The sequence below is a fragment of the Collinsella aerofaciens genome, assembly GCF_902501475.1.
Lineage (GTDB): Bacteria > Actinomycetota > Coriobacteriia > Coriobacteriales > Coriobacteriaceae > Collinsella > Collinsella aerofaciens_AL.
Genome location: NZ_CABWIF010000013.1, coordinates 23,590 through 36,251, shown reverse-complemented (window position 1 = coordinate 36,251; position 12,662 = coordinate 23,590). Strand labels below are relative to the sequence as shown.

Here is a 12,662-nt window from a genome sequence, read left to right as displayed (position 1 = left end):
TCTCCCATCTCCTCGTATTCGCGGGCCCATCTTCTCAGCGTCGAATCCTTTATGCCGAGTTCCTCCGATAGGCCTTTGACCGTCATTTCCCCGGACAGGACCACCTTTGCCGCCGAGACCTTGAACTGCCTGTCGTATCGCTTTCTTCTTTGGGTCATCTTGAACACCTTTCGCTCTTAACTAGGTGTCCAATTCATCATACCCACTCCAATCCCCCAGCGACGACCGGTAGTCGTCCGGCGTCGCGCCACCGAGCGCGTCGCTTGCCCGCTCGGAGTTGAAGCGCCCTATCCACGCGCCGAGGGCCTCGATGAACTCCCCGGGCGACCAGCCGGACCAGTCCCTCCCGTGGAAGAACTCCTTCTTGAGCAGGCCGAAGAAGCCCTCCATCGCGGCGTTGTCCGGGCTGCAGCCCTTGGCCGACATGCTCCTGACCAGGCCGTTCCGCTCGCATATCGATATCCAGCCCGGCCAGCGGTAGTGCACGCCGCGGTCGGAGTGGATCACGGGGCGCTCGCCGGGCGCCAGCCGGGAGCACGCGTCCGACAGCGTCGAGTTCGCGAGGTCGGCGTCCGGGTGCTCGCCCGCCCGCCAGGCGACGACCGAGGAGTCGAAGCAGTCCCTGATGGCGGACAGGTAAACCTTGCGGCCCGTCGGCAGCCTGAACTCGGTTATGTCGGTGAGCCACAGGAAGTTCGGCAGGGCCGAGCGGAAGTCGCGGCGCACGAGGTTCGGCGGGGCGGGGGTCACCTCGCCGCCGTAGGAGCTGTAGGCGCCGGCCCTCCTCCTCATCCACCTCGGGACGAGCCCCTCCTCGCGCATGATGCGCCGGACGACCTTCTCGGAGACGCGCACGGGGTCGTCGAGCTCGCGGAGCCTGCGCACCACGAACCGGTAGCCGCGCGCGCCGTCGCCGTCCTCCAGGAACACCCGCCGCACGACGTCCCTCAGCGGCGCCAGGCGGTCCGGCCTGGCGATCGCGCGGCGCTGGTAGTCATAGGAGCTCCTCGATATCCTCAAGAAGCCGGTGAGTTCTCTCAAGGACCACTTCCCCGCAGGCCTCAGGCGGTCTATCACCAGGGTCTTCTCCCTGTTCGACATCCCGTCGAGGCTCTCGGCTTTTAAAACGTCCTGCACCGCCCTCAGCACCGCGTTCTCGAGCCTGAGCCGCTCGATCAGGGCGTCCTTGTCCTCCGGGTCGATGTCGGGGTAGTCGGGGCCGTCCCCGACGAGTCGCGGCAGGTTCATTCCTCCACCGGCCCTTCCCGCGGGCTTGCGCACGTCCCTGATCCAGCGCCAGACGGACGTCTTGCCGGGCCCGCCGAGTATCTCGGTTATCTCCATGACGGTGAGCCCGGCGCCGCGAAGCGCCCTGGCCCTCTCCACCATTCTCCTACTGTATGCCATGCGGACTCCGTTCCGGACCTCAACGGTCCAACTTTTTGTCCGCAGTCCCGCGCCGATTCCGGGATGTAGTTTCCGGAACGGGGTCGTTTGGGAAACCGTGTCCCGTTTCGAGCCGAAATTCTGGGACACAGTTTCCAGCGAGGTCCCATTGGGAAAGTTTGACCCAGAATTTGCCTGGATAGTGGGACACACTTTCCGGAGGGCTGTTCCACCGCAACTTCGAAGAGTGGCTATACGCTGTATTACAACGGCGTAAATCTGCTACACTAGTACAACATGCCTCCGTAGCTCAGGGGATAGAGCACCGCTCTCCTAAAGCGGGTGTCGTGCGTTCGAATCGCACCGGGGGCACCAGAAGAAATTGCAGGTCAGACGGTATAAATCGTCTGACCTGCTTCTGTATAGATAGGCCTAAATAGACGATAGAGGGGTGAAAAAGGGGTGAAAGAAAGTTCTATGAGGAAAACAGCTCGCCTACATATTTCACTCCGATATTTCGCCCAAATATCCGGTTTTCAACCCTTTCCACAGTCTGCGGGCTTATAAGAAGCCCTCCGCCTATGGAAAGCGTTGAAAACCTAGGGTGACGTTGCTGCGAGAAGGGCGAGTTTCCAACAGCCCCCGGTGTCTCCGGGTTACGCTTGGGACCCTCCGACACCGAGGACCGTTGAAAACTCGCCCTTCTGCTAGGCAGGCATTTTTTCTAAGTAGGCCAGTTGCTTCAGAAGCAGCTGGAGAGTAATTGACATTCCAAATAATTCCATGAAAGTGAAGTCTGGCTCGCCACCGTTTACAGAGGGAAGCATAATTGTCTGGCGTGCCATCCTTGTAGCATTGAACTTGTACAGATAGCCAAACTTGCTCTTTTGCTGCTGGATGGCGACTTTTAGGAAGAGGTAGATAAACTCGTTGCCCTTGTTGTTCTTGACGTGAAAGCGTTTAACGTCATCGGAGAAAATGCACTCATAGGGGTGGTAGAACCCAAGGCAGACGCCATTACCGTTATAGTTCACGCCAAGGACATTGTTGTCGAGCGACGAATTCTTATCAGCCGTAAAACCGGCAATCCCGTTGCTATTGTCAAGCGCCCCAATAAACGGTCGTCTTCCATACTTTCGGTTACGAGATTCCAAGCGCCTCCCGGAACGAATGTCGAATATTTGGCTGATTGAGTACGATTTCCAATCTCTTTCGTGCAGTGAGGAGTGGTCGATCTCGGGGTTATTTACTCTCTCTCTCTCTCGATGGAGACGATGCGCTTTATCAGGAATTCGCGGCAGCGCTGGACTTGAATGGCTTCTCGCTCACGGATGTAATCCTCCATGAACTGCCAATCGGGATTGCTGGACTCATCGATGGGAAGCATTACTCGTAGCAAATTGAGCCGTTTTAGGCTGATCGACCTTCCGTGGCCGAATAGCGTTCGCTGTTTAGAAATGGATGCGGCCACGAATTGCATGGCATATCTTGAGAGGTTTCCGATTGAGTCTCTTGGCCTTAAGTCCGTTACGTGGGTGTCGAGAGCGAATTCCATTGGTTGGTAGTATGCGAGACCCGCTCCGCCATCGCCGTCGTTGTTTAGAGTGATGGCGTGGCCACGATGAAGTCTTTCATTTGGGATAGAGACAAAAGCCTTTACGCCGTTGTCGCAGTTCCGAGCGGAAATAAGTGGAACGTCTCCGACCTGAAGAGAGGTCATGTTTTTTTCGGTGCCGCGAGCCGGTTGAAATAAATCCGAGATTTTAAAGGGTGCCCAATCCCTGTTATTCAAATCGAGCATCGGGGCCCTCCTCGAAGAGATAGCTACGACCATGAGAAACCATGTCTAGCTGGAATGTTAGATAATCGGCTATTGCCTTCTCGAAATCCTCTTCGGTAGGTATCTCATCGTTGAAGTAATAGAAGCTGTGCAGCCACTCGTCATCTGGCTTGACGGTCGAGCTGACGCAGAATTTCGATGGGGCGTCTTCGCGGCCGTTCCAAACGTCAAGAAGATGCTGCTTTCTGTCCTTTGCAGAGTCGCCTTCGACCAGGCCGACGTGCGCCCTTACCTCATAACCATCATCCCTAAAGTCGATGAAACGGCATTCCTTTTCAGGGTCATGTGGCTCGCCGGCGGTGAACACGGCTATGACGGGATTCGTTCCGACCCCATAGAATGTATCGGTGTTGCACGTAATAACGCCTTCGAGGGTGTGATGCTTGAGGATGGAGACCTTGAACTCCTTCTCGGCTTTGCTTTTTCCGGTCATGGATGATTGCGGAACGATGACCGCCGCTCTCGCACCTATTGTGAGAGAGTCGAGAAGACGTTCCACAAAAGATAGCTCGTATTGGCTTGGATCCGCTTTGGTTCCTTGGCTGTATGGAGGATTCATCAGCCCGACCGTTGCCCCTTTGAGCTGTATCTGGGCAGGGTTTTGCTTGAGGAAATCGCAGCATTCGAGGTTACTGTTTCCGTCTCGCCTAAGAATCATGTTTGCAGCCGCGACTGCAAACATATTGCTTTGGAGCTCGATGCCGTGAAGGCGCTTTTTCTTAATGTCTTTGCGTTGCTGCTCGCTGGTTGCAGAAGAAAGCATGCGATGCATGGCGGCGATGAGAAATCCCGCCGTTCCGCATGTTGGGTCAAGCACCGTATCCGAGGGCTTAACATCTACGAGCTCACACATAAGGTCGCAGATATGCTTTGGTGTGAGCACGATGCCGAGCGTTTGGCCATCCCCGCCGGAATAGCTCATAAACTCGCCGTAAAAGCGGCCTATGAAGTCCTCTGAAGTCTGCTGGTACTTGATGCTCTTGAAAACGTGTTCGTTAAGAAAGTTCGTGTAATAGTGCAACGGGGTCATCCCGAGGGTATCGTTGACCTCGTTCAGGCGGAAACTTGTCTGTATGATGCCGAACTCAGCAAGCAGCTTGTTTTTCTTGACATCTGGTCCGACGTTGGAACGTGTGAGTCTTCCCCGAATGGCGTTCATCAGCTTATCGCCGTCGCGCATGCCCTCGGTCTGGTCGCCGGTAAGGGAGTCGATTGAGAACCCGCCGTATTCGATTTCATCCAAAGCGAGAAGGATGCCAGCCACTACGAGGGCCTTATCTTGGTCCTTGATGGAGCCGTAGGTGCGAAGATATTCGTGGAGCTCTGCCGCATCCTTGAGAATTTGTTCGGTGGTCTTCTCGACGTCGGTTGGTTCGTCAAGAACATACCGTGTGTAGTATTCAACGATGTTGCTCGGTGAGAGCCAAGTGAACGATTCGAGGTCTGGGAGCCTCTTGTAGCCTTCTCGGTCATTCACGAACACGGGAGATATGGTGTGATGCTTGGAGTCCCCTGAAACACCAACGGCGAAGACCTCAGTGAAAGGGCTCTTCTTTGCGATGTGCGAGGCGTAGTGATAGGCACCGTTGACGGCATAATCGGTAACGGCCTCGGTGCTCATGTCAAGGATGCCAGAATCTGTTAGCTTTTCATGTCGGCTTTGGCTCGCCTTATCTTCGATGACAAGAACAAAGCGGCCAATTTTCGAAACGTATTCAGGATAGCCAGCGTTTCCCGTTCCGCGCTTGGATGCGTCCTTGAGGGCGTTGTCGATTTCTTTGATGCTGCTCCCCTGTGATGTGAACTCAATATCACACTCGGTGAGCCTGTCGGCAACCCAAAGGTCGAGTGCGGCTTCTTTCCTGGCCATGTGAAATCCTTTGATAACGAGCTGGTGCGAATTGAATCGCGACAAAGATATCCAACAGTTTAACCTCCGGCTATAGAGCAAAGGAAAACTACTTCCAATCGGAATTATCGAACGGTAGAGATTCGAGGTTGTCGCGTAGCGATCGGCCTTGAGGCCGATGGGTCCCGCTTATGGGCGGGACCCCCGCGACGCACAGCGTCGCTCTCGCTGCGGCTCCCTGGCAACGCTCCCCAGGGTCGCGTTTCGTCCGCCTACGCTCACGCCGGCCCCACCCGCCGAACGGCTTCGCTCGATGGCTTCCAGAAGTCGCCATCGCTCCGCCGTGGTCGCCGGGCGGGGCCTCTCGCGCCGGGTCGCCGAGCGCCGTCGTGCGACGCTCCCCATGGGTCGCGTCTCCTCGGCGTCGGCTCAACCGGCGCTCACCTGCCCGGGCTCGCGTTGCCTCAGCAACCGGCTCGCTCCGTGCAGGCAAGATATGGATTCCGTTGCACGGAATCATCTTGCCCGCCTGCGGCGGGACGGCGAACCGCTCCGAGGTCGCTCTCACCGAAGGGCAAAAGAAGGGGCCGGGACGCCTGTTGCGTCCCGGCCCCAAGCGCTCAGTCGTCGCGCCCGTTCTGGTTCTCCAACGCCTTTCGCTCAAGCTCCCAGAACGCCCGCATCGCCGTCGCTATCCCGCGCAGCGTGAAGCGGACAGTGATGCCGGTCGAGCGGTCGACGGCGAAACCGAGCCTTCCGCCGTTGACCTTCCTCACGGCCCCGAGCGACTTCGAGGGGAAGCGGTACTGGAGGCTCCCACCCTTGGACTTGGCGAGCTCGATGCCGTCCCGCCTGAGCCGCCGCTCAAGCTCGCCCATCCGGTCGGGACAGTCGCGCATGCGCCCGACCTCCTCGATCCGGCGGGCGACCGCGACGCGGACGCGGGCGTTCTCCGAGCGCTCGGCCTGCCCCTTTCGGGCCATGTCGCGCTCGGCCCTGCCGGGTTGCCTCGCGTGGACGCGCGAGTTGGCCTTGCCGCGCTCAAGCTGCCTGAGGCCGTACCTTTCGTCCAGGGTACGGACGGTCTTCACGCGTGATGCCGCCGCCTTTCGGGCGGGGCCCTCGTCGAGCCTTCGGCCGGTTTCCAGATCACTGCGGTTGATGCCGAGGTGCACGGCGTAGCGGTCGGTGGCGTCCGCGCGGCAGCGCTCGCGGTGCAGCACCATCACGACTTCCTGGTTGGGGTAGCGCTCGGCCACGTACTCCCTCGCATAGCGCATGCACAGCTCCGGCGTCATCTTCCCGCCGTTGAGGTCGCACTCGTCTGGGAGGAACCCGAGTATCTGGTGCTGCATGTAGGTACACTTGGCACCGGCCTTGCCGGGCCTGTCGTGACCCATGGCCGCCCTCGTGTCTGCCATCTCCTGAAACCAGCGGTCATCGTCGATGATGTTCTGCGTGCCGTGGGCGAGCGCCTTGTCGCGGTCCCAGGAGAGGTAATCCCTGAGTCTCGCGAGGTGCTTCTCACTGCAGACGCTCGTCTGCTTTATCGCCGTCATGGTCGCCTCCTAATCGAGCGAGAGCCCACTGAACTTGCCGTCGCCCGCGTCCCCGGTCCCCTTCTCGGGATCGGGCCATTCGGGGCACCAGGTGGGGGCCTCCTCGCGCATCTTCTCGGTGGCGGAGGCATCGAGCCGCCGCTGGTACGTGCGACGCCTCTCCGCCTCGTGCTCGGGGGTCCCGAGGTCGAAGTGCTCCCTTGTGGGCGTGTTGGTGCAGTCGGTGACGGGGGAGCGAAAGACGCCGGCTCGACATGCGGGCATACCGTTGTCCGCGTGCTTCACGACGATGATCCCGTCCCGGTCCGGGGCCATGTCGCGCCACTCCCAGGGGTGTATCACGTCGTCTGCGCTCTCGCTGTAGGACGTCGAGGAGGACGTGCCTGACGCGGCCCTGCCGCTGCTCGTGCCCTGCGTGTGGCGCGTGGTCTTGCCGATGAGCTCGGTGAAGTACCGGCGATCCTCCTCCTCTGCGAGCTTCATGGCGATCTTCACACCGCAGTTCGCGAGGATCTTCCTGCGGCCGTCTCTCTCGCCATACTTATTGAGCTGGGATACGCCCTGTGTCGCGCCGACCCAGAACGCGCCGTAGCTGCGCGCCAGACTGAGGAGGGCGGGCAGGCACTCGACGCGGGGGAGGTTGCCCCACTCGTCGCCGAGTATCTGCACGGGGCGGGGGAGCCTGCCGCCGTTCACGTCCGCGACCGCCTGGACCGAAGCCCAGAGCTGCGAGAGGAATATCGCCGCGATGCAGTTGTAGGGTGAGCCCTCGTCGAGCACGTGGAGGAAGACGGCGCTCTTCTCCGTGAGTACCGTGTGCGGGTCGATGTCGGAGCCGGAGGTCATCCAGGCGATCGGGGCGGAGGAGAACGGGCGCAGGGCGACCTTGAGCGTCGAGAGTATGCTCCTGAGCTCGTTGCCGCCGGAGGATATGAACTGGGACGCCCTTCCCTTGGCGGGGTGTCCGCTTGGCAACGAGCGGAAGACGGCTTTCAGGGGCTCGGATGGGTCGTCGCCCTCTGCCTCGGTACCGCGGTCCAGGACCTCGCAGACGGTCGCGAGGTGCTTTGATTCCTCGGGACACTCGTCGGACATGGAGACCAGCAGGACCAGGGCCGAGAGCAGGCCCCTGGCCGATGCCGTCCAGTGCGAACCCTTGCCCCTCTCGTCGTCCTGCACCACGAGTTCCGCGATGGCGTCCGCTGCCTGCTCAGCCTCCTGGTCGCGCTCCTCGGCATGGAGGTCGAGCACCTGTTTGAGGGGGTTGAACCTCTGTCCCCTATAGGGGTGCTGCGTGTCGAGCAGCAGGACGCGGTAGCCGCGACGGGCAAGCTCGTCGCCCGTGAGCTCTATGAGTTCGTTCTTCACGTCGGAGACGACGAGGGTCGCGGGCTCGGAGCCGTTGGAGGCGTCGCCGTAGCTGAGCAGGTCGATTGAGGGGAGGTAGAGGAAGCGTGACTTACCTGACCCAGTGGCCCCTGATACGAAAATCATCTTCTTCGGCTCGTAGAGATAGCAGGGTTTGCCGCGATATTTGGTGAAACCGTAGACGAACCCGCGCGACGATGGAATCGTCGAGCCGTCCCAGGTCATGGACCCCTTCACGACCTCGCGACCCGTCTTGACGTGGGCGTCGCCGAGCACGCCGCCGTCCTCGGCCCTCGCGTTGAGGGCGGTCGAGTAGGCGATGAGAGCGCAGATGCAAAAGGCGAGGAGGAAGGTCAGCAGGGTTCCGAGCGGGCAAGCGGTGAACGCACCCGTGAGCCACCAGCCGAGGACGGTATCCACGCCGAACGACGACGGAATCGCAGCCGCGCCTAACGGCGTCCCGGCGATGAAGCCGTCGACGGGGACGGCGAGGACGGGGCATGCGAGGATCGCCAGGAGAAGGGATGAAATGAGTGCTGTGGGCACCTTGGTTTTCATGATCATTCTCGATTCTTGGAGATGAGGTTCGATAGCTGCGAGGCCGTGCTCGATACCAGGCGGACGGTCTCCGCGAGCTGTTGGGCCGTCTGCGTATCCACGCCATAGGCGTTTGCGGCACGAATGGCCTGGTTGAGGTTTCCGCCCTGCTTCTTCATCTGGTGGAGGATCTGCCGCAGCGTCGTCTCGTCGGCGATCCTGACGGGCTTCTCCCCGATACTAAGGGCGGCTTCGCGCATGAACGTCGATGGGGCCATACCAAAAGAGGAGGAGCGCGCCATGATGGCGGCACGCTCCTCCTCGGTCATGCGGACGTTTATATGCGCGGTCTTGGCTTTGCCACGCATGGGCTAGCCCCTGTCGTGGAAGGTGGCGCGCGCACCGTCGAAGTCGAGTCGGGACTCGCCCAGCGTGCCGTAGCGGTTCTTGAGGGTGACGAGCTTGAGGGGCGTGCCGGTTGCGGGAGACTCGTAGGGCCACTCGGGCTTGTCATTGTCATCGGCGAGGTAGAGCACCGAGTCAAAGCCGTACTCGACAGCGGAGGAACCACCGAACATGGCGAGGTTGGGCCTGACCGACTTCCCGGAATCGTAGGACTTGCGAGTGGTCGAGCTCAGTGCGATGACGGGAGAGCCATAGAGGTTCGAGATTTCGCGGAGGCCCTTCACGCATGCTGTGATAGCCAATCGCTCGTCGATGAACTGCTGGTCCGCCGTGACGCCGCAGGCGAGGAGCTGGAGGTAGTCAATGAAGACGATGGGGACCTCGCCGCGCTCGCGTGTTACCAGTCCGACGAGGTTGGAGAGCTCCACGGTGTTGAGCGGGCCGGTGATGCAGAGATTGGGGGCGATCTGGGTGCGATATTTGTCGAGTGCAGCCTCGAAAGTCGCGTGCTTAGGGTGATCCTGGGTCGCGCAGCTGGAGACCTCGGACAACGCGACTTTGCCGTCGCTGAGACGCGCCAGGCTCTTCTCGATCAGTTTGTGCGCGGGAAGCTCGGCGGAAACGTAGATTACCGGGTGCCCGTCTGCCGCGAGCTTGTCGGCCTCCTGGAGTGCCAGTGTTGTCTTGCCCTTGCCCGGGGCGGTCCCGATTGCGTAGTTGAGCCCGGGGTAGACACCGCCGAGGATGCTGTTGAGTGCGTTGAGCCCGAAGGAGGCGATGGGCTTGTCTTCCTGAAGGGCGTGGACGTGCTCGTCGAGCACATCCAGCTCGAAGACGAGGGGATTGGCGTTCGGGCGCTGCATTACTCGCTCGCCCCCTCTGCCAGCTTGTGGAAGTAGTCGAACAGGTCCTCTTCCATGACGAAGTACTGGTTGGCGATGCTAAAGCAGTGGTGGGTGGACTTCATGAGCTTGATGGCGCTGGATTGTCCGATGCCGGTGAGGATCTGAACGTCCAGGCGGCTCATGATGCGCTTGGTGCCGACATGGCGCAGGTTGATGCCTGCGGAGATGGCGTCGGTCTTGGGGTCATCTGCAAGATGCATGATAAACTCCTTGTTTGGGGCGCTCGGCTCCTCTTCGAGGTTTGGCGACTAAGAGAGGGGAGTCGGGTGCCGTTTTCTATTGCCAGTCGGAGCAGACCGTCTCCAGAAGGTCGCTCCATTTGCGGCGCAGCTCCGGGGTGTCCGGTGGTACGTGCTTGTTGCCGCACTTGTTAGCCGAGATGGTGACGCTCTCTTCAAGCGCGGAAAAAGCATCGGCGAGATAGGCGCATGTTGCGTTCAGGCATCCAATCTCGTCGAAGTACTCAACTGCGAAGCGAACGAGGGCTGCTACGGGCGCTCGATTGAACTCCGTCGAGCACTCGTCCATCAGCGAGCGTCCGTACTTGACTGCACGGGACGTCTCGTAGTCGAGAAGGGGATTCGAGGGGTCGCTCCGGGTCTCGTGTTCCATGTAGTCGAGAACAGACTCGAAGCAACGTCGAAGGTGCGGTATGTCCATTGCACCGGTGTAGAGCGCAGTGCCGCAGCTCCTCTCGTGAATGAGCCTCGCTCCGAACTCGATTATGGGCTTATAGTCCGCTTCGGCGACGGTGCCGATTGCGCCGGTGACGTTCGAACGCAATACGTCCGACACACTCGTGAACAGGCTATCACCGCTGTAGACGTTGAGCATTCTGTCCCTCGCGAACGCGGACGCGGGAAGCACCTTCTCGAAGACGAGTCCGATGATGGTTTTCGATTCGTCAGTTGCCCGCAGGTAAGCCTCGTCCGAAACCATCTGTGCGAAGGGGGCCCTGAGATTCTCGGGAATGCGAATTCGCTTCTCAGCCTTCTTTGCCAACGCCACTTATACTCACCTCCTTCCATTCAACTTGCGAATAATGTATCACCGTTCAGTCGATATGGCCCATGCGAATGTCACTAATAGCCCACGATATGGAGGAATAGTGAAGTATCCAGTTGAAATAGCTAATTCTTAGATGAAAGCGATTCAAATACCTCAGCTGCGTTTCGGTCATTTGCCCTGATTGCATGGGTGTAGAAGTTTGCGGTTGTGCTTGCGGACGCATGGCCCATTCTCGCTTGAACGGTCTTTAAGTCGACGTTGCTCGCAACAAGGGCCGTTGCTGCCGTGTGCCTCAGGCCATGGGGGACGAGCCCTGAGTATCCGGTGCCTCGTGTGTGCAGTTTGCCGTTGCGCTTGAACTGGCTTGTCACGTTGGCGTACTCGCCATAGCCGTTGTCGACGCAGAAATCCCTGAACCAGCGTGAATAGTTGTGTCCATCGGGTCGGGTGATGCTGACGTGAAGGTTGCCGTTTTCGTCCTTATGCGTGCTGAAGGCGTGAACGAGGGGGTCAGAGTTTCTCTGTCTTAGCCCGCGTTGCTCGAATAAACTGCGCTGCCGCATCTTCCAGTCGTTTAGATACGCGGCCAGCGAAGAGTCTATAGACAGGATTCGCCTGCTCATTTCCGATTTTGGTGCCCTGAGCGTTTTGTCATTGGTGTACTGGCGGATGATTCGGATCTCCATCGCCTCGGGGTCGTAGTCTTCCCAACAGAGCCCCAGGGCCTCGCCTTTCCTGAGTCCTAGGTGGAATATGAGCATGGTGCAGACGGTCATCGGCCCCATGGGTTCGGATAGCAGGCATTTGGTGAATTGGGGCAGTTCGTCGGGTGAGAGGAAGTTACGCACTCTAAGGTCTGGCTTTGGGAGTTTGATGCTGATGCATGGGTTGCGCCCGATTAGCTCATTCTCCAGTGCGTCCTGCATGACCTGTTTGAGCTTGACGTGGATACGACGAATCTCGGCCTCTGTGAATCTTCCGGTTGAGATCGCTTCAGCATACGCCCGTTTGATCTCGTCGGGCCTCAGTGCGCCGAGGGGCATGTCGCCGAACAGCTCGCGTATATGGCGCACGTCATATTCCTCTCTTTGGAAAGAAAGAGGGAAGCCGAAGGAGCTTTCTCGGAGCCGATGGAAATCCTCAGCGTATCCGGAAACAGTGGTCGGCATGTCGCTAGCCGGTTCATAGGTCTCCAGCTCCTTCCGGTAGGCATCGAGCGCATTCGCCACCTCACCGGGCCAGTTCTTCGGGTTTTTGCTCTTGCAATGGATGGTTCTCTTGGGCGTCTTTAGGTATCTGACTCGTTTCCCGTTCTTGCCGGATTCGGGGTCGCGACCGAGAGAGAGAAGTAGATGCGAAAGGAACCGGGTTTTCCCTTGATCGGTTCGGAAGTGCCTTTGGCTGTGGGTTTGATTCTGGTTTCCATGGGTCTCCAGGGGTGGTGCGTTGGGTTAGCCTCGGGGGCGGGGCTTTGAGGGCCTCGCCCCCGAGGCTAACCCAAAAATTTCACCCCTGCAAGTCAAAATGAAGGGGTGAAGGGGTGTAAAAAGGGTGAAATAGAAAACTAATCAAGAAGAGCAAAAACGGCAGAATAGCTAAATTACCTGCGGAAACAGAGATATTGATGAAAATGAAAAACCGCAGGTAGGGTAAGAGCTCATGACCTCCTAAAGCGGGTGTCGACGGTTCGAATCCGCCCGGGGGCACCAGAGAAATATCGAGCCCGGTACCGCTACGATGCCGGGCTCTTCTGGTCTAAGGGCAGGATTCGAGCCGTCGACACCCGCGTCACTCATTTCCCCGCG

General features: G+C 59.2%; 12 protein-coding genes and 1 tRNA gene. 1 reads left to right on the top strand and 12 read right to left on the bottom strand.

The window, feature by feature from the left end; translation table 11 throughout:
- Positions 1–158: transposase (locus tag GDJ93_RS10275; RefSeq protein WP_226812454.1), on the bottom strand; the 158-nt coding region annotated here is incomplete at its 3' end.
- A 22-nt stretch (positions 159–180) separates the two neighbouring features.
- A complete protein-coding gene (locus GDJ93_RS04180; RefSeq protein ID WP_152067854.1) occupies positions 181–1,407 on the bottom strand; it encodes an IS3 family transposase in 1,227 nt (408 codons plus the stop codon).
- A 278-nt stretch (positions 1,408–1,685) separates the two neighbouring features.
- Here GDJ93_RS04180 and GDJ93_RS04175 point away from each other — a divergent pair.
- Positions 1,686–1,761 (top strand) — tRNA-Arg (locus GDJ93_RS04175).
- Between the two features lie 332 nt (positions 1,762–2,093).
- Here the strand turns inward: GDJ93_RS04175 and GDJ93_RS04170 are convergent.
- The 10 genes from GDJ93_RS04170 to GDJ93_RS04125 all read right to left on the bottom strand — a co-directional run bounded on the left by GDJ93_RS04170 (position 2,094) and on the right by GDJ93_RS04125 (position 12,086).
- Positions 2,094–2,606 carry a restriction endonuclease subunit S gene (locus GDJ93_RS04170; RefSeq protein ID WP_226812453.1) on the bottom strand — a complete coding sequence of 171 codons (513 nt, stop codon included), beginning with the start codon at positions 2,604–2,606 and terminating at the stop codon, positions 2,094–2,096.
- A gap of 26 nt (positions 2,607–2,632) precedes the next feature.
- Positions 2,633–3,187 carry a restriction endonuclease subunit S gene (locus tag GDJ93_RS04165; RefSeq protein ID WP_193221445.1) on the bottom strand — a complete coding sequence of 185 codons (555 nt, stop codon included), beginning with the start codon at positions 3,185–3,187 and terminating at the stop codon, positions 2,633–2,635.
- Complete coding sequence (locus GDJ93_RS04160; RefSeq protein WP_152067851.1) at positions 3,171–5,096, bottom strand: HsdM family class I SAM-dependent methyltransferase; 1,926 nt, start codon at positions 5,094–5,096, stop codon at positions 3,171–3,173. The genes GDJ93_RS04165 and GDJ93_RS04160 overlap by 17 nt, the downstream gene beginning before the upstream one ends.
- 599 nt (positions 5,097–5,695) lie before the next feature.
- Positions 5,696–6,634 (bottom strand): relaxase/mobilization nuclease domain-containing protein, encoded by a 939-nt coding sequence (locus GDJ93_RS04155; protein WP_152067850.1) that lies wholly within the window; start codon positions 6,632–6,634, stop codon positions 5,696–5,698.
- Between the two features lie 9 nt (positions 6,635–6,643).
- A complete protein-coding gene (locus GDJ93_RS04150; protein ID WP_193221444.1) occupies positions 6,644–8,560 on the bottom strand; it encodes a type IV secretory system conjugative DNA transfer family protein in 1,917 nt (638 codons plus the stop codon).
- A gap of 2 nt (positions 8,561–8,562) precedes the next feature.
- On the bottom strand, positions 8,563–8,907 hold the full coding sequence (locus GDJ93_RS04145; protein WP_152067848.1) for a plasmid mobilization protein: 345 nt from the start codon (positions 8,905–8,907) through the stop codon (positions 8,563–8,565).
- 3 nt (positions 8,908–8,910) lie between these two features.
- Positions 8,911–9,807, bottom strand: a complete 897-nt coding sequence (locus GDJ93_RS04140) for a DnaB-like helicase C-terminal domain-containing protein (RefSeq protein ID WP_152067847.1) — start codon at positions 9,805–9,807, stop codon at positions 8,911–8,913.
- Entirely contained in the window at positions 9,807–10,049 is a 243-nt protein-coding gene (locus GDJ93_RS04135; RefSeq protein WP_006235186.1) for a hypothetical protein, read from the bottom strand. Before GDJ93_RS04135 ends, GDJ93_RS04140 begins: the two co-directional genes overlap by 1 nt.
- A gap of 76 nt (positions 10,050–10,125) precedes the next feature.
- Positions 10,126–10,857 carry a hypothetical protein gene (locus GDJ93_RS04130; protein WP_152067846.1) on the bottom strand — a complete coding sequence of 244 codons (732 nt, stop codon included), beginning with the start codon at positions 10,855–10,857 and terminating at the stop codon, positions 10,126–10,128.
- 122 nt (positions 10,858–10,979) lie between these two features.
- A complete protein-coding gene (locus tag GDJ93_RS04125) occupies positions 10,980–12,086 on the bottom strand; it encodes a tyrosine-type recombinase/integrase (RefSeq protein WP_152067845.1) in 1,107 nt (368 codons plus the stop codon).
- Between the last annotated feature and the right edge of the window lie 576 nt (positions 12,087–12,662).

What these genes read in the sequence shown, in the direction of transcription:
- GDJ93_RS04180 (WP_152067854.1), bottom strand. Translation starts at nt 1,407, where the DNA reads ATGGCATACAGTAGGAGAATGGTGGAGAGGGCCAGGGCGCTTCGCGGC.
- GDJ93_RS04165 (WP_193221445.1), bottom strand. Translation starts at nt 3,187, where the DNA reads ATGCTCGATTTGAATAACAGGGATTGGGCACCCTTTAAAATCTCGGAT.
- GDJ93_RS04160 (WP_152067851.1), bottom strand. Translation starts at nt 5,096, where the DNA reads ATGGCCAGGAAAGAAGCCGCACTCGACCTTTGGGTTGCCGACAGGCTC.
- GDJ93_RS04155 (WP_152067850.1), bottom strand. Translation starts at nt 6,634, where the DNA reads ATGACGGCGATAAAGCAGACGAGCGTCTGCAGTGAGAAGCACCTCGCG.
- GDJ93_RS04150 (WP_193221444.1), bottom strand. Translation starts at nt 8,560, where the DNA reads ATGAAAACCAAGGTGCCCACAGCACTCATTTCATCCCTTCTCCTGGCG.
- GDJ93_RS04145 (WP_152067848.1), bottom strand. Translation starts at nt 8,907, where the DNA reads ATGCGTGGCAAAGCCAAGACCGCGCATATAAACGTCCGCATGACCGAG.
- GDJ93_RS04140 (WP_152067847.1), bottom strand. Translation starts at nt 9,807, where the DNA reads ATGCAGCGCCCGAACGCCAATCCCCTCGTCTTCGAGCTGGATGTGCTC.
- GDJ93_RS04135 (WP_006235186.1), bottom strand. Translation starts at nt 10,049, where the DNA reads ATGCATCTTGCAGATGACCCCAAGACCGACGCCATCTCCGCAGGCATC.